The 22502-nt window shown below is 63.0% G+C and carries 17 protein-coding genes; 7 read left to right on the top strand and 10 right to left on the bottom strand.

Annotated elements, in window-relative coordinates:
• Window positions 1–74: 74 nt before the first annotated feature.
• The 3 genes from tssM (EB231_RS28460) to tagH form a co-directional block, all read right to left on the bottom strand.
• The gene (gene tssM / locus EB231_RS28460; RefSeq protein ID WP_172351741.1) at window positions 75–3623 is read right to left on the bottom strand and encodes a type VI secretion system membrane subunit TssM; all 3549 of its coding nucleotides are present in this window, start codon (window positions 3621–3623) and stop codon (window positions 75–77) included.
• A gap of 22 nt (window positions 3624–3645) precedes the next feature.
• Window positions 3646–5121, bottom strand: coding sequence for a type VI secretion system protein TssL, long form (gene tssL, locus EB231_RS28455; protein WP_172351740.1), 1476 nt, complete (start codon window positions 5119–5121; stop codon window positions 3646–3648).
• A gap of 294 nt (window positions 5122–5415) precedes the next feature.
• Window positions 5416–6471, bottom strand: coding sequence for a type VI secretion system-associated FHA domain protein TagH (tagH, locus tag EB231_RS28450; RefSeq protein WP_172351739.1), 1056 nt, complete (start codon window positions 6469–6471; stop codon window positions 5416–5418).
• 249 nt (window positions 6472–6720) lie between these two features.
• On the opposite strand from tagH, the gene tssI reads away from it, so the two are divergent.
• The 6 genes from tssI to EB231_RS28420 all read left to right on the top strand — a co-directional run bounded on the left by tssI (window position 6721) and on the right by EB231_RS28420 (window position 13077).
• Window positions 6721–9048, top strand: a complete 2328-nt coding sequence (gene tssI / locus EB231_RS28445; RefSeq protein ID WP_172351738.1) for a type VI secretion system Vgr family protein — start codon at window positions 6721–6723, stop codon at window positions 9046–9048.
• Between the two features lie 10 nt (window positions 9049–9058).
• Entirely contained in the window at window positions 9059–9484 is a 426-nt protein-coding gene (locus EB231_RS28440; protein WP_172351737.1) for a DUF6484 domain-containing protein, read from the top strand.
• Complete coding sequence (locus EB231_RS28435; RefSeq protein WP_172351736.1) at window positions 9484–10557, top strand: HEAT repeat domain-containing protein; 1074 nt, start codon at window positions 9484–9486, stop codon at window positions 10555–10557. Before EB231_RS28440 ends, EB231_RS28435 begins: the two co-directional genes overlap by 1 nt.
• 67 nt (window positions 10558–10624) lie before the next feature.
• Complete coding sequence (locus EB231_RS28430; RefSeq protein ID WP_245303325.1) at window positions 10625–11521, top strand: DUF4150 domain-containing protein; 897 nt, start codon at window positions 10625–10627, stop codon at window positions 11519–11521.
• Between the two features lie 10 nt (window positions 11522–11531).
• On the top strand, window positions 11532–12086 hold the full coding sequence (locus EB231_RS28425; protein WP_172351735.1) for an SMI1/KNR4 family protein: 555 nt from the start codon (window positions 11532–11534) through the stop codon (window positions 12084–12086).
• Window positions 12087–12099: 13 nt separating this feature from the next.
• Entirely contained in the window at window positions 12100–13077 is a 978-nt protein-coding gene (locus tag EB231_RS28420; RefSeq protein WP_172351734.1) for a type VI immunity family protein, read from the top strand.
• On the opposite strand, the gene EB231_RS28415 is transcribed toward EB231_RS28420, so the two are convergent.
• Window positions 13064–13708, bottom strand: coding sequence for a beta-ketoacyl synthase N-terminal-like domain-containing protein (locus EB231_RS28415; RefSeq protein ID WP_172351733.1), 645 nt, complete (start codon window positions 13706–13708; stop codon window positions 13064–13066). The genes EB231_RS28420 and EB231_RS28415 overlap by 14 nt on opposite strands.
• A gap of 159 nt (window positions 13709–13867) precedes the next feature.
• Here EB231_RS28415 and EB231_RS28410 point away from each other — a divergent pair, with 159 nt between their 5' ends.
• The gene (locus tag EB231_RS28410; RefSeq protein WP_172351732.1) at window positions 13868–14038 is read left to right on the top strand and encodes a hypothetical protein; all 171 of its coding nucleotides are present in this window, start codon (window positions 13868–13870) and stop codon (window positions 14036–14038) included.
• Window positions 14039–14150: 112 nt separating this feature from the next.
• Here EB231_RS28410 and EB231_RS28405 read toward each other — a convergent pair whose 3' ends face one another.
• The 6 genes from EB231_RS28405 to tssJ form a co-directional block, all read right to left on the bottom strand.
• A complete protein-coding gene (locus tag EB231_RS28405; RefSeq protein ID WP_172351731.1) occupies window positions 14151–15206 on the bottom strand; it encodes a DUF2169 family type VI secretion system accessory protein in 1056 nt (351 codons plus the stop codon).
• Window positions 15207–15285: 79 nt separating this feature from the next.
• Complete coding sequence (gene tagF, locus EB231_RS28400; protein ID WP_246740740.1) at window positions 15286–15828, bottom strand: type VI secretion system-associated protein TagF; 543 nt, start codon at window positions 15826–15828, stop codon at window positions 15286–15288.
• Window positions 15810–19346, bottom strand: a complete 3537-nt coding sequence (tssM, locus tag EB231_RS28395; protein WP_172351730.1) for a type VI secretion system membrane subunit TssM — start codon at window positions 19344–19346, stop codon at window positions 15810–15812. Before tssM (EB231_RS28395) ends, tagF begins: the two co-directional genes overlap by 19 nt.
• Before the next feature lies 1 nt (window position 19347).
• On the bottom strand, window positions 19348–20670 hold the full coding sequence (gene icmH, locus EB231_RS28390) for a type IVB secretion system protein IcmH/DotU (protein ID WP_172351729.1): 1323 nt from the start codon (window positions 20668–20670) through the stop codon (window positions 19348–19350).
• Between the two features lie 4 nt (window positions 20671–20674).
• On the bottom strand, window positions 20675–22009 hold the full coding sequence (gene tssK / locus EB231_RS28385; RefSeq protein WP_172351728.1) for a type VI secretion system baseplate subunit TssK: 1335 nt from the start codon (window positions 22007–22009) through the stop codon (window positions 20675–20677).
• Between the two features lie 39 nt (window positions 22010–22048).
• A complete protein-coding gene (gene tssJ / locus EB231_RS28380) occupies window positions 22049–22501 on the bottom strand; it encodes a type VI secretion system lipoprotein TssJ (RefSeq protein WP_172351727.1) in 453 nt (150 codons plus the stop codon).
• Window position 22502 lies beyond the last annotated feature (1 nt).

Genomic DNA, 22502 nt, shown 5'->3' with positions numbered 1-22502 from the left:
AAGTATCGAAATTACGGTCCGGGCGCCTGCGGCTCATGCAGGGTGTCACCGCGTTGAAAAGTTCGAAGCCCATCTCAAAACGCCTTCGGACAGCTGAATCCGGAAAGTGCCGGAAGCAGGAACGGGTTGGGGCCGGAGCCGGTCTGGATCGTATAGGTGACGTCGCGCCCGCCGATCACGAAGCGCGCTTCGACATTGCTGTCGGTGCCGGTCATGGCCGCCTTGTCCATGAGCCGCTTCAGCGCCCACGGCCCTTCGAACTTGATGCTGGAGTCGCGGCCTGGCATCTCCGGCGTCAGGCTCAGGCTGGCGGATCCCGAGGCCGCTCCGCTCGGCCAGGTCACTATGCTTGGCGCGTTGCCTGCCTGGTTGCTCTGGACGGTCTGGCCATCCACATCGAGCACCGCGGCATCGGCATCGCCATGCAGTGAGAACGGCGTGAAGGTTATGCTGATCGACGGCGTCGAACCGCCCTGGGGAAAGAACGCGCTGCGGATTTCGGCCGCCTGCTGGAAGGTTTTCAGCGTCGATTTCGACAGGTCGCGGCCGAAGCGCGCATCCTGCTTCCAGCTCCAGTCCTGACCGCTCATGTCGATCAGCGATGCGAGGTTTTGCGCGAAGAACCGGTCCAGCAGCCCACCCGGAGCGAACAGTTTGGCGAAATCCGCCATCGCCATGTCCTCGGCGCCAGTACCGGAGAACGGATAGCGGCCGTTGATCGCCGCTTCGCAAGGAGCCGTGACCGCCTGGTCGAGCATCTGGTTCAAATTCGCCACCGAGGTCTCGGTTACGTTGCCTTCAAATTCGTCCGCCGTCGCATTGACCATTCTGGCGAGCGGCTTGGGCAGGCGCGAGGAATTGGCACGAAGGGTGGCTATCTGCAGCTGCAGATTGGCGTTGACACGTTCCGTCTGCGACGGCACGTCGGTCGCCAGTTGCAGGCTCTGGTAGATGTCGCGGAAATTCTGGGTCAAGGCATCGATCGGTCGGCGTCCGGCTGGGCCGCTCACCAGGGCCTGGAATGACCTGAACTGCGCTTCGATATTGGCCCCGGGATTCTGGTCTGCTGCCGATCCCGTGCCGGCACGGCTTTGCGATTTTCCGGTGGCGATCTGTATGCCGATGCGAGCCAGACCCTTGGCCATTTTTGCGGCGTCTGGAGACTGGCCTTGAGCCGTGCCGGCCTCAACCCCGGGGCCTGAGTCTTTGGCCTCCCGCGTCAGCGCTGTTTCGTCGGCGACCGCCGTAAACAGCTGTTCGATCGGCGAGGTTGGCGAGGCGACGGCGGAAAGCGCGATGTAGTGCGGCTTGTCCTTCAGCATCGCCTTGAACTTCAACCCGTCGAGAACGCCGTTCCATGCCGTTGCGAACTCCTTCCCGTAACGATCGAGAAGTTCGGGGCCGAGCTTGAGCAACTCCTGGTCGATGCCGCCTTGCTCGCCGCCACCGCCGAGCACCCACTGGTCGTCGACCAGCATCTGCGCAATGTGCGAGAGCTGTCCGAGATAGAATTGGTTGAAGCCGGCCCAAGTGTAGAGGCCGGGCACGCGAAGGCCTGACAGATCGCTGCCATCGACACGTTCGAACAATAGCTGCGCTTCCGGTCCGCCCTTCATGGAAACGGGAAAATCGTCCAGCGCCGCCGAATACACCGCTGACTTGATCAACGCGGAGGCACGGTCTGCGAGGCTCATGCGCCCGAGCGAACGCTGGGCGGCTTCGATGAGCGGCTGGTTGAGCTCGAAAACCGGATCATAGGCGTCGTCCAAGGCAAGCATGGCGCGCAGGTGCTTTTCGAGTTGCTCGCGTCCCGCGCGGTTGTTTTCGCCCGGATACCGGTTTTGCTCCCAATCCTGCTTCATCCAGGAAACGATCAGCGCGTCGTCGACCTTCGGCGCCTTGCCGCCGAGCATCAGATAGATCTTCAACGGCTCGTAAAGCGCGGCGGGGTCGGCCATCTTGGCCTGGATCGTCCGCTCAGCCTGGATCAGCAAACGCGACCGCAACAGGCGTTCCAGCGCTTGCCGGTAAGCCGTCTTGGATGCCGAAAGAAGTCTCTCCCGTTGGCCGAGGCCGAAGGTCTCCTCGATCGGTGTCGGCATGTCGCCGGTTTCGAACCCGGCCGGCAGGTCGCGCAACTGGTCGAGCGGGCCAATGACGTTTTCGAGGTCGACGTCGGTGACCTCGGTACTCTTGAGCAGCGTGTCCGCCGTTGCGCGATACTGGCCCATGGCCTGCGTTGTGGAGGTGATCAGCGACCTGTTGGCCGTGAAGCTCAGGGCCAGGGTGCCGAGGGCCGCCGCGACGATCAACACGATGGCGCAAAGTCCTGCAAATCTGGCGATCGCCGCACGCCTTACAGCCGATTTGTCGTAGGAGACCCATCCGGATTCGGCAAAAATGACGCCCGTCAGCAGATCATGCAAGAAGAAGCTTTTGCCGGTTCCCGAAAGATGGGCGCGGGAATCGCCACCGAAGCTGCGGCCGATCGCGCCCAACACCTGATCGATGGGCGTTCCCTCTTGCGTACCTGACGAAAAATAGAGGCCACGCAGGCTGACATTCACCTGGCTGCGGGCCGGATCGAACAAGCCGGCGATAAAACTCGCAATTCGGCTCTTCAGCGCACCAAACTGCGCCGGAAAGCCAAAGACGGATATGCGCGCGACCGGATCGACCTCTTCCTGAAGGCGGTCGGGCATCTCCTCGACCAGGCGTCTTGCCAGCGCATCGAATTCGGCCGGGGCCTCGGCCGCCATGTTCTTGTTGCGATCCGTGGTTTGGAATGTCGCGCCCCAGACCTTGCGCCGGCGGGGTTCGTCGAAAGCGCCGAAGTAATCCATGAACCCGGAAACAAGATCGGCCTTGGTGAACAGCAGATACACTGGAAACTGGATCTTCAGCGTCTCGTGGATTTCCCGCAGCCGGCTGCGTATCTCCACGACGTGAGCATCAAGCTGCTGATCGTCGAGGCCGATGAGATCGGCGAGGCTGATCGCCAGGATGACGCCGTTTATAGGCTGCCGCGTGCGGTATTGCTTGAGCAGCGACAGGAAGGCGAGCCAGCTCTTCTTGTCGCTCTCGGCATTGGAATCCTGCGTCGTGTAGCGTCCGGCGGTGTCGATCAGCACGGCCTCGTCGGTGAACCACCAGTCGCAGGCGCGTGTTCCGCCAACGCCGGCGACCGGCTGGGCATCACCCGAACCTGCCAGCGGAAAGTTCAGACCCGAATTGACCAGTGCCGTTGTCTTGCCCGCGCCGGGCGGGCCGATGATGATGTACCAGGGGATCTCATAGAGGAAATTGCGCTTGCCGCTCGACCGTTTGAGCGCGGCGATGGCTTCGTTCATGCGCGCCTCGAGCACCCGTGAGTCGTCATCCCTGTCGTCGTTGCGGGCAACGGCGGTCTCCAGCGCCTTTTGTGCCTTGCGCATCCGCCAGAAACGCAATCCATAGAAGAGCGCCACGGCCGCCACGATCACACCGATGATTGCCGCGCGCAGCCAGGCCGGCCCGAGAGGACGGCTATCGGCGAAGCGGATCAAAGGTCCGGCAAACCACACTGCCGCTGAAAAACCGGCCAGCGCGATCATGCTGAATATCCGCAGCAGCCAACGCGTCATCGGCGCATCCAACCGGCCCTGCTCACAATGTCTCCTCCTTGGCGATCATCACATCGACCCGGCGGTTCTTGGCGCGGCCTTCCACGGTTGTATTGTCGGCGATCGGCTCGTCCTCGCCCTTGCCGTCGACCGTCAGTCGCGAAGGATCGCTCAACTTCTGCGCCATCATGGTTTGGACGGCCTTCGCCCGGGCGACAGAAAGATCGAAGTTGGACTTGAACGGGCTCGATTTTCGCGGCTTCACATTGTCGGTATGGCCGACGATCCTGATTGGCCCACGCTCGGGTTCCAGGGCGGCGGCGATATCGGCTGCTATGGGCTGGAACTCCAGCTTCGCGTCGGCTCTTCCGGACTGGAACACCAGGAGATTGTTGATTTCCACGACGATGAAGCCGCCCTTCGTGCCGACGGTCATCCCGCCGGCTTCGATATCCTTGGCCAGTGCCGAGCGGATGCGATCGATCTGCGTGGTCGTGGCTGCCGGAGGGGTGACTTTCTCCGGCTCTCCCAAAGGCGCGACACTGGCGCGCTCGATGGCGATCGGTGTCGACGGGTTGAGGGCCAGCAATTCACCAGCGGTGGCGTCGCCTTCATTGGTGATGAAGACCCGCAACGCGAAGAATGCCGCCGTCAGCAGCGCCGCTGCCGCTGCCGCAACGGCCCAGAGCGGCAGGCGTGTCGAAGACTGCGTCATCGTCGCCGCCAGGCCCTGCCAGCGAGGCGAGATGTCTTCGTCCGCGCGGGGCCTGAAATAGCGAAGCGTTTCGTAGACGTCGCGCCGAACGCGTTCGAGATTGGTGTCCTCGCGCGTCAGGCCGCGATATTGGCCTTCGTACCCCAGCGACAGACACACATGCATCAGTTCGAGCAGATCGTAATGTGCCTCCGGGCTGGCCAGGATTTTGTTCAGCGCTTCGAAAAAGCCCGTGCCGTTGGGCTCGACGTGGAAGAACCGCGACAGCATGCTGTGCTGCACCCAGGCGTCCTTGCGTGGCCAGGGCAGGTTGCCGATGAGATCGTCGGCGGTTTCGCAGAGGACAAATTTCGCAATCCGCGCATCCTCTTCGGCAACGCCTGCTTTCTCCAGTGCGCTGTCGAACTTGTCGATCGCCTCAGTGATATGCTCCGCCAATGGCTCCGCTTGTCTCTCGACCGGGATAAGCCTGAGCTGACCGAATAGCATCAGCAACGGTGCGGCCGCGGCAAGGATCGGGTTTGCCGCGGAATATCGGACGTTGTCCGTGACGTTGAGCAAGGTCTCCTGCGGCAGGGCCGGAGCCGCCACGGGAGGAGTCCCCTGATAAATAACGGTCCCGGATGTCCAACCGGGCGGCGTATGCCGGCCGACACCGGGATCGAACACGGTCGAGTCCTTGACCTGCGAGGGCTGTCCGCCATCCGCGACGGGAGGGCCCGGTGCCGGCTTTCGCTCACGCCGTGGCGTGGCGCGAATGACGGTCTTGCCCGCCGGGCCGAAAGGATCGTCCTTCGAGCTCATCGCCGATCGTCCGTCGGCGCCCGGCACCCGCGCTCTTGGCGGACAGGCGCAAAGCTTCTCGCGGTCAGGTAAAGCAAAGGCAGGCCCTGCAGGTCAGGACTCTGTGTTGAGGAAGGCAGACTAAAACTTGCTATCCCGCCGTAAGATGACATCTGCCGCAGACCCCCAGGTCGATCAGGCTTACCCGCTTGGCGAATTGTCGTATGCGATCGTAATCCCGGAAAATCTCGATTGGAACCGGATGCCGCACACCGAAGAGGTATCTTCATTGGCTGCAACGCTCCCCTGAAGCGCCTATTTCTGCTTGTCGGCCTTGGCATAGGCTTCGCTGAAATAGGCCAGGAATATGTCCAGCATGCCGTTCTCGTGTGCTTCCTCCATGGTTCGCCAGGTCGCGACAAAAGCGTCCCAGGCCTGGCTCTTTTTCGACGAGAACGATGTCGGCGGAAGCTTTCTTCCGATCGCTTCGGGAGACAAGTCGTCGAGCAGCCGCGACAGCGCCGCCTGCATGGCGGCATAGGTGGCGAATTCGTGCGTCTTGAGATCGCGGAACGCATCCTCGATGCTGCGCCTGGCATCGAGATAGCCGGCACGGCGTCGCGCAAACATGATCTCGAGGATGTCGTCGGTTCCTGGGACGAACTTCAGGGGATTGTTGTCGGCCGCGCTGATCATCGTTCGTTGTGTGCTCTTGGCCAGCATTTTCGCGGCCGCGCGTGCTTTCAACAGCAAGGTCACTTCCTCGACCACTGTCCGCAGCACCGCGCCGATTTCGGCGGCGACTTCATGCGGGTCGCGCGATTGCAGCAATTCCGGCGAGATACCGGCCGCGATCGCGATTTCTCGCAGCACCTCGTCTCGCGTCGAGGGAAGCGGCGAGGGTTGCGACGAGAATGCCGGAGCCCTAACCCGCTGCCCGGACCGTTGCTCCGCGGGATCGAAGAAGGGTCCCTCTCCGAATTCCAGCGACCGATTTGTCGCGGCCGGCATTTCTCGCTGCGTCGAGCCGCGGTTGGGATGACTTGTCGCTGCGCGCTCCTCATCGATCGACACGAAGATGACATAGCGGCCAATCAGCATCCGGTCGCCGTTGGCCATCCGATGCGGGCCGGTCATGCGCTGGTTTGATCCGTTGATGTAGGTTCCGTTGCGCGAGACGTCGTGCAGCCAGAATGCGCCTGCCTCGTAGCGGACCTCGCAATGCCGGCCGGAGATGAACTTGTCGGGGTCCGACAAGGTCCAGTCGCAAGCATCGCGCCCGATTTCGAAGCTGCGATCCCGCGCCGCGTAGCCGGTCGAGATGCCCGCAGGCAAGGCGTCGACATTGTTGATTTGCAAACTGATGTACATCCAGGGTCGCCGTCGAACACTGACCGATACTCCACATTCTAGCAGTTTGCACATACAACAGGACAGCAGTGTTTCGAGCCGATGCATCATCGACAGGGCAAGGTTTTGACGCTGTGTGTCCTCTTTGGTTGGCAGGACAATATGTGGTAGGCTCAACATGGCCTGGTGCGGTGGGTCTTAAAAGGTTCCTCAGCAGATGGGACTTCAAATCCACCGCGTCGGCGGCCGCGTCCAGGAGGGGCACGACCCATGCCGAACGAACGTGCCACGGTTGTACAGACACCGGTTGGCGCCGAGCTGTTGACCTTCACGCATCTTGTCGGGCGCGACGAGATCAGCCGTTGCTTTGCCTATACGGTCGGGTTCGTCAGCCCCAGCTCCGACATCGATCCGCTGAAGATGCTGGGGGGAATGGTTTCGGTCGAAGGTGAATCCGATCCGAAACGGTGGTTCAGCGGCCTGGTGTCGGAGTTTCGCCTGACCCGCATCGAAGACCGGCTGGCCTATTACGAAGCGGTCGTCAGGCCGTGGCTCTGGTTCCTCGGCAATGCGACCGATTGCCGGATCTTTCAAAACATGACCGCTGTCGAGATCGTCGAAAAGATCTTCTCGAAATACGGGACGGCGAAATTCGAGAAGCGGCTGCAAGGGTCGTACCCGTCGCGTGAATACTGCGTACAGTACGACGAGAGCGATCTCGATTTCGTGCAACGCCTCCTCGAGCACGAAGGCATCTTCTATTTCTTCGAGCATGACGAGGGCAAGCACACGCTCGTTCTGTGCGACGCGATGAGCAAGCTGAAGCCGGCGCCGGGCTACGAGAAGATACCGTACAATTTCGAAGGACAGGGTTCGCGGCGCGACGTCGAATACATCACCGAATGGATTCCGGGCAGTTCGGTGAGGCCCGGCGCCTATGCCCACACCGACTATGATTTCAAGAAGCCTGGCGCCGATCTGATGGCGAAGTCCGCCCAGCCGTTCAGCCACAAGGAAGCTTCCGGCGAGAATTATCGCCAGCCTGGGGCGCATCTCGATGTGGGGCGCGGCGACACCTTGGCCGGCATCCGGCGCGAGGAACTTCAGGCCGCGCATCAGCGCATCACCGCCGTTGGAACCGTGCGCGGCCTCCATTCCGGCTGCACCTTCAAGCTGGAAAGCTTTCCGCGCGATGACCAGAACCAGGAGTATCTGGTTGTCAGCGCCGAATACAGGTTGTTCGATCCGGGCTACAGGACCCAGAACGAAGCCCACAGCGAGAATTACAAGATCGTGCTGGGTGTCGCGCCGACTGCCTTGCCCTATCGCGCGCCGCGGATCACGGCGCGGCCGATCATGCGCGGGCCGCAGACGGCGACGGTGGTCGGCCCTTCAGGCGAGGAGATATTCACCGACAAATATGCCCGGGTGAAGGTGCAGTTCCACTGGGACCGCCTGGGCAAGAAGAACGAAAACAGTTCCTGCTTCGTGCGTGTCTCGCAGACCTGGGCCGGCAGCGGCTGGGGCTTCATCCAGATACCGCGCATCGGCCAGGAGGTGATCGTCGACTTCCTCGAAGGCGACCCTGACCTGCCGATCATCACCGGCAGGGTCTACAATGCCTCGCAGATGCCGCCCTACGGCTTGCCGGGCAATGCAACGCAGTCGGGCTGGAAATCCAACTCCTCGAAAGGCGGCGGCGGCTACAACGAGCTGATGTTCGAGGATAAGGCCGGCTCCGAGCTGGTCAACTTCCAGGCGCAGAAGGACCACAACCTTCTGATCAAGCACGACCGCACCAAGCTCGTCCAGCACGACCAGTCCGACCGCATCGACCACGACGCCAAGCATTCCGTCGGCCACAACCTCGACGAGGACGTCGGCAACAACAAGACGGTCAAGGTCGGCGTCGACCAGACCACGAATATCGGCAACAACGACACCGAGACGGTGGGCGTCAATCGCTCGCTGACGGTCGGGGCGAATGAGACGATCAGCATCGGTTCGAACTCCACCGAAACGATCGGCGCCAATCACACGCAGACCGTCGCCATCGTCCAGACGGTGAGCGTCGGCGCGGCCCGGGTCGATTCGGTGGCGGCATCCGAAACACGAACCGTCGGTGGCCCGCAAGCCAATACGATCGGCGCGACACGGTCGGTCACCGTGGGGTCAGCGCAAAGCCACGACATCGGGGCAGCCGACAGCTGGAACATCGCGGCCGCGCAAAGCGTCAATGTCGGCGCCGATCAGAGCGTGACTATCGGCAGCGCCCAGACGTTCAACGTGGGCGCGGCGCGTAGCGCCAGCATCGCGGCCGACGATTCCACGACCGTCGGCGGCGCCCATTCCTTGGGTGTTGCGAAAGGCAGTTCGATCAATGTCGGCGAGAACAGCTCCATCAAGGTCGGCAAGAAGCTGGTGATCGACGCCGGTGACGAGATCCTGATCAAATGCGGTTCGGCCAAGATCATGATGAAGAAGGACGGGTCGATTGGCATCGAGGGCAAGGATATTTCGGTGAACGGGTCCGGCAAGATCACCATCAAGGCTTCCAGCGACATTGTGATGAAGGGTTCGAAGATCAGTGAAAACTGAGGATGTGACGATGGTCGAAACACGTGAGCGTATCGAAGGGGTCGTGATCGGGATTTTCCTGGGGTTCGGCGAAGGTGCGCCGCTTGTCGTCTTCCCCGGCAATCCAGAAGAGACAGCCATCCCGGCCCGCAGCCTGACCGAACTCAGCTCCGATATGATCGGTGCCGAAGTCGCATTGCTGTTTCAGGATGGCAATCCGGGTCGTCCCTTGATTGTCGGGCGGGTAGTCGAGCCGGCCCGCAACGCGGCCTCGTCGCAGATCATTCGCGACGGCGAGACCGTGCGAATTATGGGCAAGGAGCGTATCGAGTTGCGCTGCGGCGAGGCGGCGATCCTGATGGAAAAAGACGGCCGCATCACCATTCGCGGCACCTATGTCACCAGCCAGGCCAGCGCCGCCAATCGTATCCGGGGCGGATCGATCGATCTCAACTGATGTTGGCGGCACAGGGCAAACCGAAAGCGGAAGGTGCGCCGGAGCGGCGAATAGTGCGGGATATTGTTCGGCAACATGCCGAGCAGGCCGCGTTCTTCTGGGCGCAGCGCGACACGTTGATGGAGAGCGACCCGCCCGATGTCGATGTGGTCGCCGGTGTCGACAGGCGTCTGGAGGCCAACCTTGATGGTTTGCGCATCGCGGGTCCGTCCGCCTGGCCATATATCGTGCGGGCTTATGAGGACTTCCCTGAAAAGGGCGAACTGTTCCTCTACGGATGGATGGGGATCGAGCAGACCGATGGTCGCCGTGTTGCCGAGGCCGTCGAGTTCGGCCGTCAAGGTAGCGACGACGCTCGCGGGCTGATCGGTGCGCTGGCCTGGCACGAGCCGACAACGATCGCCCCCTTGGTGCGGGACTGGATCGGAGCGCCGGATGCGTTCAAGCGATTTCTCGGCGTATCCGCCTGCCTTGGTCACAATGTCGATCCCAGGCAGATGCTGGTTCGACTTGTCCGCGATCCGGATGCACGGGTTCGCGCCACCAGCTTGCACCTCGCCGGAAAGCTGAAACGTGCGGACCTTGTGGAGGAACTGAGAGCCGCCTTGAATAATGCCGACGAGAAGTCGCGGTTCTGGGCCGCCTGGGCGCTGACCGAACTTGGCTCAGGGGATCTGGCCAGCCCTGAATTGCGGAAGGTGGCGGTCAGTGGTGGTCCCGATGCGATGATGGCCTTGCGCGCGGTGGTCAAGGCCGAGCCGGACAAGGATGTGCGCGGCTGGATGGGTGGATTGCTCAAGACGCCGGAAACCGCGCCCTTGGCCGTGCGGGGCGCGGGTATGCTCGGCGACCGCACCCTCCTGCACTGGCTCATCCACCAGATGCGCACACCGGCGCTGGCGGTGCCCGCGGGGGCGGCGTTTTTAGAATTGTTTCCCGAGGCGCGGCTGGAGGACAGCTTGTTTTCCGTCGAGCCGGAAGTGCTCGGCGACGCCTTCGCGACGTATTTCGAGGACAACCCACCCTACCTGCCAGTAGCGGACCGGGTGAAGGATTGGGCAAAGGGGCTGTAAGGCGATGCCGTCACACATCTCCGTCAACAACCTTGGCCTGACCTACAAGGGCACGGTCGGCCTCTCTATGGCGACAATCCCGGATGTCTGCAAGACGCCAAGCCCCGGCGGGCCTGTCCCGCTTCCCTACCCCAATATCGCGGAACAATCATCGCTCTCCGATGGAACGACGACGGTGTTCGCAAAGGGCAAGATGATTGCCATCAAGGGATCCCACTACAGCCGAAGCAATGGTGATGAACCCGGCACCGTTGGCGGCGTAAAATCCAACGTCAACATGAAGGCGACGGACTGGATCACCTACTCTTTCGACGTGAAAATGGACGGTCAGAACGCCTGCCGACACACGGACAAGAAGTTTCACAACGACAAGAATACGGTGGATCTTGGGGGCAATGTGGATCCCCGGAGCAAGACCGAAGGCACGGTTTTGGTGATCCTGTGCGAAGATGCGCCGAAGGGAAAAACGAAATCCGGAAAGCCGCGCAAGAAATACGACGAGTGCGAGCTGGAAGAGATATGCGCCAAGATCAAGGCGTACGATGCCGCGCTCAAGGGCAGAAAGAGTTCGGAGTTCACCGAGGTCAAGCAGGCCGGCAAGAGATACGGGCCGGATGGCGACGGAACGAGAAATTCCGGCAACAACGTCTGCAAGTCGATCAAGCGCTACGCCAGGCTGGGCAAGGGGCCGGGCGGGGAAGGAAAGCCCGAGGACATGGGGTTCCACGACGTTTCCCCGGACTGTCAGAAGAAGCTCAAGGAGAAGGCCGAGAGCACGCGGCCAAAATACAGGCTGTTCAGCCCGGATCACGTCCAGGAAATCCAGCACAACGGCCATCCTACCCGGGGATCCAATCTTCGTTGGATGTCACGCCGGCCGAACAAATGGATCGGTGGTGCGATGAGCGATCTGAAAACGAGCGGTCCAAACCGACATACGGGCGTTCGCGGGGACTGCTGCTGATGGAGCTGCCATGCTGAACGATCGGGAGCGCACGGATCTTGTGGCCCAGCTTTTGGAGGCCAAGCGGGAGCTCGACATGCTGACTCTGGATGAGGACATGACCGATCCGCCGTCGAAGCCGGCAACGGAAAAGGACATCGCACGCTTCGAGAAGAAATGCGGGTTCCCCATCGAGCCGTCCTATCGCGAGTTCCTCTTGATGCATGACGGCTGGACCGACTTCGACGGCGACGCCGCGATCCTGGGGACGAGAGGAAGCAACGAGGAATGGTTCGAGGACACGCTCGAGATGGTCTGGGAAGTGTTCGAGGACTTTGGTGACGAGAACCCGGCCGACGACGCCGTCGCCGTTGTGCTGGGCGAGGACACCAACAACTACCTGTTCATGTGGCCGCCGCAGGAGGGTTCGGACGGCAAGGCGACTTTCAAGGAGTATGAGGACGGAAAGCTGACGCGCGAATACGCTGATTTTGACGAATACCTTATCGAATTCCTGAAATCATTGAGGCACTCCATCGAAGTGGAGCGCGAAGGTGCGGACCGCGGCGATGCCGACGAACAGTGATCCAGGAAAATCCTTGCCGGGATTTCCCTCGGCGCTCTTGCGATCGAGAGTGGTCGACGATGCACCACTCAACAAGATCCTGCTTGAGGTTGTGATTTACCCGAAACGATTGACGGTCGACGATTTCGACTGGATTCTGGATGTATATGAGGCTGTGTGCCCGAAGAGCCGCATCAAGCTGTTCAAGATAGCGGAATTGCCCTTCTGGTCAGCGGTCGCGGATCCGGTTCTGACGCAATCGGCGCGAAGCGCCGGCCGATCGAACTATCGGTTCTTCGAAGCGGCAAGGAAGCGGATCCGCGAGGGCAGGGGCCTGGAGGCCCAGCTTTGGGACGGTTGTGAGATCGACGATGATCGGGGAACATTCAGCCTCAACATCGAGGCGATGAAGCGACGATCGCTGGGGTTGGCCTGGTATGTCCGTTTTCTCTTTCCGTTGGATTTTCCCGTCGAGCAATTGACGCGTCTTCTGCGCACCCTGGCGGATCGAATAGATATCTATTCAGGGCATGGCGGGCCTGTCTTCGCCTTCGCGAGGGACAAAAAGGACGAGGCCTTCACCGAAATCTACGCCAAGGCCCGACGGTTCTGGGGCGTCGATATCGACATGCTCGACCTCATTCCGTTCCGGATGCGAAGCGAACTGAAATCACCATGTTGGCTCAACCTGTTGGGCGCGCCCTTCAAGGACGACGCCGGCGTGGCTGCCCGCATCAAGGACCTTCGTGCGGACGCCGATATCGCCATATTCGAGCAACGGTTCGGAACGGTGTTCATGTTGGCGGCCGAGCCCGACTCGCTCGATAGAAACCGGCTAGCCAGGAAGGTGCTTGCCTATCAGCAAATGGCCAAAGTGATGGACGGTTTTGTCCTCAACGGCGTCGGCCCGCTGGCCGGCGACGGTTTCATATCCAGCCCCGAATCCGCCGACGAGTGGCTTCACCGCTTCTCGGCCGATTCGAAATGGCTGACCTTGCCTACCGTGCAGTAGGCCGGGGGCCGTCGGCACCGGAACTCGGCCGGACGCCCGGTGAACCGAGCAGGGCGGCTGCGCGCGAGCCGTTCTCGGAACTCGCCCAGATCAGCGACAGCGGGCCTTTCTGGTAGTTACGCGCTTGCGCCTCGGCGACGAGGCTGACGTAAAGCGGCCCGGATGCCGCGCCTACATCGCCCCAGCAGTCGGCCGGGGTTTCGAAATCAGCGGCGTCTCGGAAGCGGCCGGGATTGCGGATCACCGCGAAGCCATATTCGTTTCCGCGGTAACGTTCCCCGTTCATGTCGCAGATGATGCGATCGACGGGGTCTGCCGGCGCATCCTCGAACAGATTCCGGAACGCCGCTCCCAAGCCCTCGCCAAGCACCACGGTTTCCGTCTTGATCCTGTTTTCTTCACCCGCGGCCGACGTCGCGACAACCTCGAGTAGTGATTGCAAACCAAGCGCGCGCGCCGTCGCCAATGTGGTCAACAGGCAGAATCCCGCCGCTTCGCCAGGGCAGAATCCGTAGATGTTCCCTTCCGAATGCAGCTGTCCGTTCTCGTCGAGCCATTCAAGCGTTTCGGGTTCGAGATAGGTGTCGACCCCTCCGGCGAGGCACAACTTGGCCTTGCCTTCGCGCAGCAACTTGCACCCGTGGTAAATCGCCAGCAAACCGCCGGCATGCCCGCCCGCGGTCGACCGCCCTCCAGCATGACGTGCTGTGAAAGCCGCCTGCGCAGCTTGGAGTTCACTTCAGCTGCGAAGCCTTCCGGTTGACCCGGGCGGGGTTCGCCGGTGGAGAGTATGAGCGAAACCTCGGTCGACGGCGTGCTCGCCAGCAAGGGCCGCAGCGCATCCAGCGCCGGCGAGACTGCGATTTCAACGGCACGGTCCGGACCTTTGAGCGTGACATCGATCCCGGTGTCGCGCGTTACCTTCATCAATTCCCCGAACCGGTCGACCATGAAAGGGTGATCCTGGATGGACGAAAGGCCGGCTCGCACCGCTGCCGCGCTCGACGCCGCGTCGAAGCCGAGAGGCGTGCGCGCGCCAACGCCGACCACCACGATGACCGCGCCCTCCGCCATCACGAATCCTCCGCCGACCACACTCCGGTGGCCGCGATTGTCGGTGACACACCGATCCGCCTCTTCAGCCGCACCGTCGTGTTTTTCAAATGCTCCTCGTCATAGGGGACCGGCAGGATTGACATCCAGGTGATCGAGAACTGCCGCAAATCGGGTTTGATGCGCAGTGTGTGGATCGACGCCTCGTCATGCCTTCGGTCCGGCCTGCCGTAAAACTCGGTGGTGATCACGAACGTCACGCGCGGCAGCAGGAACCGCCAGAAGCCGTCAGCCGTGACGTTGCCGAGACGCACGTCCTCGTAGCCGACGAGCGGCAGTTTGGTCTGCTGGTCTTCAGGGGCGCATTGATAATACAGGCGGCTGAAATCATGCGGCAAAAGCGGGTCCCGCGTTTTCTTCCACTCCTCGCCATAGGTGCCGGCGTGCCTTGCCCGTGGCTGCCAATGCCGGGCCACCGGACCGAAAGCTGCCGGCTTGCCGCTTCGATGATCGCGATAGGGTGCGTCGGGATATTCAAAGTTCGGTGCGGTCTTGCCGACCAGTCTTTGCGGGTTCACCGCAAAGCCAGTGCCGAGTGGATTGCGCTGATCCCAGTCCGGCGTCGAGGCCTCCATGTCGATGCCACCATAGGTTCGGCGCCAGCTGATCGGCATCTGGACAAAGGGTTGCGGACGGCTCATGCGAACCGAAACCGGGCCGGGCACGAAGATACGGTCGCCGCTGACCCTGACGGTCTTGTCCAGATCACCAACCTTGACACGAGCGATGGTTTCGAGGCTCGGCTGGCCGCCCGGTGCGTAAACATGCCCCTCGATCAGCACATCGGTATGTCTCTTTTCGATATTGAAATCGCTCTCGTCCAGCAATTCGTTTGGATCCGCGCCGTGAAGCGGAGCCTTGGTGACCGGGGTCTGGTCTTTCAGCAGCGTCTGTTTGCCGTCAGGATCGATCTCGAATGAGCCTTTGATCGCCACGAGCCAGACCTCATGGCCGCGTTCGTCGCGTGTCCAGTTGCGCTCTACGGCGAATGGCGTCTGGTTCGACAACAGCCACATCAACGCGCTCTTTCAACCGGTCCCGGGTGGCGGCACCCGGCCGCGCGTGGCAGCGCCACCGCCCAAGGCGCCTCGTCCATCAGCTGGTCTCCCAACTGGCGGCGAGGATCTGCTCCAGAACCGCCTGTGGCGATTGCGGATCGATGTCGAAAATGTCCGAACGGGCCGTCCACATCACCATGCCGCTGATGATCTCGTCGCCCGGCTCGACGGACGGCACTGGCAGTCCGGCCAGCGCGGTATCCAGTTCGTCCGGCGTCAACTCGCCGTTCTGGGCGGTGATGGCCGCCGCTTCGATGCCGGAAAACCACGCCTCGGCGGCAGCCAGTTGAATGGGCGCTTCGGCAAGCTGCGCAACGACGCTCAGAGGGAACTTCCTGCCCACCCTGTCGGCGCTTTGCACGATGATGCCCGCCGAGGCGCCGAAGGAAGCCGGGCCAGCCAGAAAGCGCAGCGCGGTTGCGCCTGGCCAGAGTTCCGAGCCAAACAGCGGCACGAGATGCTGCGCCAGCCAGCGGTCCCAGCCGCGAACAAAGTCGCCCGACAGCCGCCGCGTCACGAAATCGCCGGTGGCGGGCATTTTGCCGTAAAAGCCGGGCACGGTCATATCTGCGGCGGACATGAGAATTTCTTGAACATCTGCAGATTGTAGGGGTTCTCGACGCTGGCGGCCTTGAGTTCGAAATCGGCCCACATTCCCTTCGTGCCCAGGCGCAGGCTGTAGACATCGGACAGCGACGTGCCGGCGAAACGGCCGTTGCGCAGCAGCCTCAGCCACGCCCAGCTACCGGTCTCGTTGAGCATGATTTCGGGCGAACCGTCGATCGGCTGGAAGGCGAGCGAAATGACCCCGGTGCCGTCCTTGCCGGGCCATGTCATCGGTTGCGGCCGCGTCGCGTTGTTGAAGTAGACCAGCGTCTGGCCATCGAGGTTGAGCGTCACGCGCGTGACGTTGGGAGACAGGTCCTTCGGTTCGAGCGTGAAGCTCATCACCGGCCCGGTGCCTCCGGGAAAGAGATCGTCACGGATGTGCCTGGCCTGCTCGAACGCCGCCAGCGCCGAAGGATCGAGGCCGAAATCGGCGCGCCATTTCCACGGCTGGCTGGTGGTGTCGACATAGTTGATCAGGTGGTCGTTGATGAAACCGTCGATCAGCCCGGCCGGTCCGAACAGGCGGGCGAAATCGCGCACATTGACGTCCACGGCGCTGTCGGCGCTGAACGGATAGCGGTCGTTCAGCGCCGCCTGGCAGAACGGCAGTATGTCGGCGCGCCAGATGGCGTTGAGCTCCGAAGTGACCGCCTTCTGCGTCAGATTGCTGGTGTCACCGGCAATGCCGCCGAGCCAGGCGTTGATCGGGTCGGGCAGGATCTGCGCCTGCCTGGCGACCGCGCCCGTCAGTTCGGCAAGGCCGCCCTGTTTCTTGATGGCATCCTGCGGATTGGGGTTGGCGCTGACCGTCTGTAGCACATTCGACAGCGCGGTCAGCGCGACAACGGCGGCATCGAGCGCCGGCGGCTGGCCGTCGACCTCGGCAATGGTGCTCTTCAGCGGCTTGAAATGTTCGGCCACCAGATTGCCGGTCAGGTCCACCTCGGTGGCTGACCCAGCGCGGGGAAGCAGTTTCGCGCCTGATGTCGCCAGCTTGCCGAGTTTTCCCAGCTTGCCGAGCAGTTTGGAGGCGCCCTTCGCCGCCGCCTTGTTGTCGGCGGGCGCCTCGTCGGAGCGCGTCAGTTCGGTCTCCTGAACGACCGCCGTCAGCAGCCGCTTCAAGGCTGAATCGGCGCTCGAGAGATCCTTCAGGTTTTCGCTGGCGACGTTGAGGTCGGTCAAAGGCGCGAGCCGCATGTCGCGCAGGAAGCTGTCCCATTGCGCGATGTAGTCGTCATAGTAGAGCTTCAGAATATCTTCCGACAGCGCCGAGACCGAGGTCTCGGAATTCTCCGAGCAGCCGCCGGCGAAAACCGCGCGGTCGAGCGCCGCCTGGGCGGCGACATCGTCGATGCGGTCGAGAATGGCGTCGTGGAAGCCGGCATAGGTGAATGCCCCGGCAATGCCGACGCGAAGTGTCTTGTCGGAACGTCGCGCAAACACCTTGCCGCCATTGGGGCCAGCGAAATTGGCCGGGATCCACTCCTTGAGCCCGGCCACCTCCGGATCGGCCAGCAGCTGCTTGTAGGCACGCGCCGGCAACGAAATCGTGCAGACCGTTTTCAGCGCTTCGGCAACCAGGGCCTGGTCGGGCGCGACATAGCTTTCGTCGACCGCCATGCGGCGGATGGCGGCAAGCTGATGCTCTTCGGCGTCGGCGGTCGGAAATGGTGCCGCGGCCGCGAATTCCGGCAGGCTGTTGACCCACCAGTTCTGCGCGAAATCGGGGTCCATCTGCGACAGGCCGGTCATCATGCGATAGGTCTTGAGCGCGCCGAGCATGAAATCCGGATCGCGGATCTGTCGCCACATGGTCGCCTCGAGCAGCGCCACCATCCTTGGCTCGAGCACGTTGCGCAGGGCGTGGTCGTAAGTGTCGGTCTGCGCCCGCACCAGTTCGGCAGAGGCCGATGGCCCCAGCAGGTCCTGGGGCGCTCCCGGCGGTGGGGTCCTGGCGTTCGCGACCGCGTCCATCGCCTCGAGCGCGCCGTCGATCGCCGGCTGCTGCACCGATGCCGGGTTTGCGGCAATGGAGGTCAGCGGTGTCTGCAGTGCCTCGAACTGACTTGCCTGCGCCGTGATCGCGTTGCGGTTGTCGAAATAGGACCAGGTGAACAGCCCGGCGGCCAACAAGGCGACCGCGGCACACGCGGCCGCCGCACCGCGCCAGATCCAGGCGCGGCGGCGTTGCGCCAGCGGATCGAACGTGCCGAGGCCGGCTTCCTTGAAGATGACTTCGGTGAGCAGGTTCTTCAGGAAGAAGCTGCGTTTCTCGACCCTTGGCGCGGGCAGGGCCCGCCGTGGCGGCAGGCCGAAGGACGACGACAGCGCTGCGGTCAGCCGGTCGATGGGCGCCCCTTCCTGCGTCGCCGATGTCAGATAGAGGCCGCGCAGCCAGGCCGCCTCTTCATAGCGGCTTTCGCCGAACATCGCCTCGACCAGAACCTGGATCGGTTCGGACAGGCTGGACAGCTGGGCTGGAAACCTGAAGATTTCGGCGCGGGCGGCGAGTTTGTCCTCGTCCTCCAGGCGCGGCACCAGCCGCCGCTCGAGTTCCGTCGCCAGTATTGAAATTTCCCGCTCGATGGTCTTGGCATCGACGCGTGCATCCAGCGCGAAGGTCGTTCCCCAGACCTGTTCGCGCGAGGCGGTCGACAGGCCGCCGAAGAAAGCCTCGAAACCCTTGATCAGGTCGGCCTTGGTCAGCATCAGATAGACCGGAAGGCGGATTTCGAGCCGGTCGTTGAGTTCGGCCAGCCGGCGGCGGATCTTGCGGCCGTGCGCCTTGATGGCTTCGTCGCCCTCCGAAAGCACGTCGATCGAAAGCGCGACGATCACGCCGTTGAGCGCGCGGCGGCCGCGATGTTTCTTCAGAAGGTCGAGAAAGCCCAGCCATTCCGCCGCGTCGACATCGGGCTGGCTTTCCTGCTGGACATAGCGGCCGGCGGTGTCGATCAGTACCGCGCTCTCGGAAAAGAACCAGTCGCAGTTGCGCGTGCCGCCGACCCCTTGCAGATCGTCAGTGAGGTCGATCGGGAAATTCAGTCCGGACTGCCTGAGCGCCGTGGTCTTGCCGGTGGCCGGCGGCCCGACGATCACATACCAAGGCATCTCGCGCAGGAACTTGCGCCCGCCGAGCTTGCGGCGTTTCAGTTCCGCCATCACCTCGGCGAACTTGGCGCCTACGGCGGCGACATTCTCTTCGCCGGGGCCGAGCGGCTTCTCCGCAACCGGCGCGGCGATCTCGGCGACGAACAGGCGGTTGGCGCGGATGGCGCGGCGCTGCGCGATAATCAGCCAGATCAGCCACAGGATGATCAGGCCCGCGATCATGGCAATGCGCACATTGTCGGAATCGAAAGGCGAATAGGGACCGACCCTGACGATCGGGCCGAACACCCAGATGACCAGGGAAAGCAGCGTGATGCCGATCAGCGTCCATAGCCAGCGCGATGTCAGGACCGCCCAGAGGAAGCGCAGGATGAACATCTCACAGCCTCTTTTCGACGAGCACCTCGACGCGGCGATTCAAGGCTCGCCCTTCGCGCGTGCTGTCGCTGGCCACCGGATCCGTTGCGGCGCGGCCCTCGGAGCGGACGCGGTCCTGCGGCACGCCGTTCTGGACCAGCATGTCGGCGATCGTCTGGGCGCGCGCCTCCGACAGGCGCTGGTTGGTCGACAGCGGATTGGTCTTTTGCAGGGGCACGCCGTCCGTATGACCGATCACCGTGATGTTCCCGATCAGCTCCTGATTGGCGAGGATCACCTTGGCGATCGAAGCGATCAGCGGCTCGAAGCCGTCGCTCAGTTGCGGCCGCGACGATTGGAACAGTTCGGGGTTGGAGGCCTGGATGATCAGCTTGGCCAGCGAAACGCTCTCGGTGCCGCTGAGTGCGGATTTGAGGCCGGCCGGCGCGCCGGCCTGGAATTCCGGCAACAGCGCAAAATCCACTTTCTCCGGCGGCGGGGCGTCGACCTTGGGCGAGGTCCGGCTGATATCGCCGCGTTCAGGCGGCGGCAGGGCCCGAACAAGCGCTGAAAGCTCGACCGCCTGACTGCTCAGGCCCATCGACAGCCCGATATGGACGGCCGCGGCGACAACCGCCGCACCGAGCGCCATGACCCAGATCGGAACGATGAAGCGCTGCGGCTCGTCGGAGGCGATCACGCCCTTCCAGTTTGGCGACAGGGGCGCGCCTTCGGCGTCGGCGTCGCGCAGGAAGCGTGCCGCGGCCACGCGAACGGCGTTGAGCGAGCGGTCGCCCGACCGGCCGGGCACGCGATATTTGCCGCGGAAGCCGAGCGCCATGCAGTCATATTGCAGCTCCAGCAATTCGCGATCGCGGTTGGGATGGCGTTCCAGTTCGTCGAGACGCGTGAAGAACTGCGTGCCGGCATCGACATCGCCGCGCAGCATGACCACGAGCGGCTGCCGGGGCCAGGCGCTGGCCCCGCCCCACGGCGTGTTCAGGGCGAGATCGTCGAGCAACGCCGCCACCACCCAGGCTGCCTGGTCGGCCCGCTCCAGCGAGGACCCCGTAGCCATCGCCGTGTCGCGTGCCCGAACCAGTTCTTCGAGCAGACGGGTGCGCAGCGCTTCCGGGTTCTCCGGCGCCAGCGCGCTTTCAAGCTCGGGCGCGAATTCGAGCAAGGGCGCGAACGCGTTGACAAGCGCGTTCGGATGCGTGCGCGACCTCTTGACCGCCGTGCCCGGCAAGAGCGGCGCCATCGGCCGCGGCATCGGCGCGCCGGTCAGCCGTATGCGGGTTCGTTCGCGATCCTCCGACAGTCCGAAAGGATCATCGCGGCTCATCATCTCACCTGTTCACCGAATAGCAGTCCACCTGCGGCTCGCTTGGCAACACGCCCGAAACGCCGATGACGAAGCCGGGTGCATCGAGCAGCGACGCCCAGTGCTCGCTTTTCTGGTCCAGTTCGAGGCACAGCCGATCGCCGTCGTAAGGGATCTCGCGCGGCTGGGAGTGAAGCGGTTTCAGCGGAATGCCGGGCAGGCGCGATTTCCACAGGCCCTCGAATTGGTCGGCCGAGCCGACAGTCGCCTGATTGACGAATATCTTGCGCAGCGCGTCTTCCGACAACTCCGAGCCGACCCGGATGACGATGCGGCTGGCGACCAGCAGCTTCGGGTTGTCGATGCGGATTTTCCAGACATTGGTCGAATGCCGCATGACCGGCAGCGCGCGCGATTTCGGCTCGATGTAGCGCAGGCTGAGGATGAGCGAGCGCAGCGCATCCGCCAGCGCCATGTATGCCGGCCCCGGCGCCATGTGATCGTAAGCCGGCAATTCGCCCAGCCGCCGCGCGCTCGATCCGTAGGTCGCCATCGAACCGGCGAGCCCGGCAAGTTCCAGGTAAAGCTCGGCCGGATGGAAGACATCCTGCGCCAGCATGTGGGCCAGCCGCGGCCGCGCCGCATTGGCGAGGTTGAGCATCAGCAGGTCTTCGACGCTGCGCCCCGGTCCGCCCATCACCATCTTGCCATGCGCCTCGGCGATCTGGTCGAGGCCCGTGACGACTTCCAGCAGCAACTGCCGATACCAGGCCACCGCGCCGGTCACCAGTGTCGGTGGCAGGAAGGTCTCGTCCAACGAGACGCCGCCATCGGCTCGAACCCCCTTGAGGTCGGCGATCGGCAAGGCCGTGTAACCACCGACCGACTTGCCGGGTGCCAGCAGCAGCGCCTGTGGCCGGGCGATTTCGATTTCTTCAGGGTCCGAGCCGCCCTGGACGGCGTCGCGCACCGAGACGATCCGCCCGTGATAGCGCGCTCCCGAGGCGGCGGCGTGTGCCGGATCGAAGCCGACACCGCCGGGCGGCTCCAGCGGCAAGGCGACCAGCACCGGTCCCGTAGCCGTATCGGAGGTGACCGGCAGCGGCCGCGGCGCGTCCATCATCTCGGGAATGGCGAAAGGTGTCCCGTCCGGGAAGATGCCCCGTGCCGACAGGATGGCGATCTGGCCGGCGTCGAGCAACGCCTGATCCAGCGTCAGCTGTTGAAAGCCGAACGTATGCAACTGCCCGGCCTGCAATGCGCCGCGCACCGTCGCCTCGAAGAAGCGATCCTGCTGCTGGAAATGCTGGGTCCGCAGGAAAAGCCCTTCGGACCACAGCACCCTGTTTGCATCGCTCATGCCGCTGCTCTCTGCATTGAGCTCTCCTTGCCTTGGCCGCTAGGCGGAAATACCGCCGCTGCCAAGCGTGACATTGATCGTGAATTTGGATCCCGGCGACACCGACTTGGTCGTCCGCCAGTTCCTGCCTGTAGGCTCGCGGATCAGCGCAACGAAGCCCAGCGCCGTGGCATCCGGCTCGACGGTGATGGTTTTGGACGCGGATTTTCCCGGCCCGACGGCAATCTGGTCGGATCCGATAAGATCGCCTGCCAGCGCCGTACCGGCATCGCCCTGCAAGGCAAAGTAGTCGGCGGAATTGAATTTGCCGGTGCTGCGCAGCCGCATCACGAGGACAGTCACCGGCCGGTCGCCGCCGCCTGGTCCTGGGTTCATGCCGGCCCCGCCGGACACGTTAACGGTGATCACCGAAGGTTTTGGCGGACCGCTCTGGCAAGCCGTAAGCAGCCCGGTCGCGCCCAGGGCAACGATAAATTCGCGTCGGTCGATCATG

Source organism: Mesorhizobium sp. NZP2298, from assembly GCF_013170825.1.
Lineage (GTDB): Bacteria > Pseudomonadota > Alphaproteobacteria > Rhizobiales > Rhizobiaceae > Mesorhizobium.
This window is presented reverse-complemented; position numbering and strand designations above follow the sequence as displayed.

What these genes read in the sequence shown, in the direction of transcription:
- icmH (WP_172351729.1), bottom strand. Translation starts at nt 20,670, where the DNA reads ATGAGCCGCGATGATCCTTTCGGACTGTCGGAGGATCGCGAACGAACC.
- EB231_RS28435 (WP_172351736.1), top strand. Translation starts at nt 9,484, where the DNA reads ATGTTGGCGGCACAGGGCAAACCGAAAGCGGAAGGTGCGCCGGAGCGG.
- tssM (WP_172351730.1), bottom strand. Translation starts at nt 19,346, where the DNA reads ATGTTCATCCTGCGCTTCCTCTGGGCGGTCCTGACATCGCGCTGGCTA.
- tssJ (WP_172351727.1), bottom strand. Translation starts at nt 22,501, where the DNA reads ATGATCGACCGACGCGAATTTATCGTTGCCCTGGGCGCGACCGGGCTG.
- tssL (WP_172351740.1), bottom strand. Translation starts at nt 5,121, where the DNA reads ATGAGCTCGAAGGACGATCCTTTCGGCCCGGCGGGCAAGACCGTCATT.
- EB231_RS28440 (WP_172351737.1), top strand. Translation starts at nt 9,059, where the DNA reads ATGGTCGAAACACGTGAGCGTATCGAAGGGGTCGTGATCGGGATTTTC.
- tssM (WP_172351741.1), bottom strand. Translation starts at nt 3,623, where the DNA reads ATGACGCGTTGGCTGCTGCGGATATTCAGCATGATCGCGCTGGCCGGT.
- tssK (WP_172351728.1), bottom strand. Translation starts at nt 22,009, where the DNA reads ATGAGCGATGCAAACAGGGTGCTGTGGTCCGAAGGGCTTTTCCTGCGG.
- tssI (WP_172351738.1), top strand. Translation starts at nt 6,721, where the DNA reads ATGCCGAACGAACGTGCCACGGTTGTACAGACACCGGTTGGCGCCGAG.
- EB231_RS28410 (WP_172351732.1), top strand. Translation starts at nt 13,868, where the DNA reads ATGAGCGAAACCTCGGTCGACGGCGTGCTCGCCAGCAAGGGCCGCAGC.
- EB231_RS28405 (WP_172351731.1), bottom strand. Translation starts at nt 15,206, where the DNA reads ATGTGGCTGTTGTCGAACCAGACGCCATTCGCCGTAGAGCGCAACTGG.
- EB231_RS28425 (WP_172351735.1), top strand. Translation starts at nt 11,532, where the DNA reads ATGCTGAACGATCGGGAGCGCACGGATCTTGTGGCCCAGCTTTTGGAG.
- EB231_RS28430 (WP_245303325.1), top strand. Translation starts at nt 10,625, where the DNA reads ATGGCGACAATCCCGGATGTCTGCAAGACGCCAAGCCCCGGCGGGCCT.
- tagH (WP_172351739.1), bottom strand. Translation starts at nt 6,471, where the DNA reads ATGTACATCAGTTTGCAAATCAACAATGTCGACGCCTTGCCTGCGGGC.
- tagF (WP_246740740.1), bottom strand. Translation starts at nt 15,828, where the DNA reads ATGTCCGCCGCAGATATGACCGTGCCCGGCTTTTACGGCAAAATGCCC.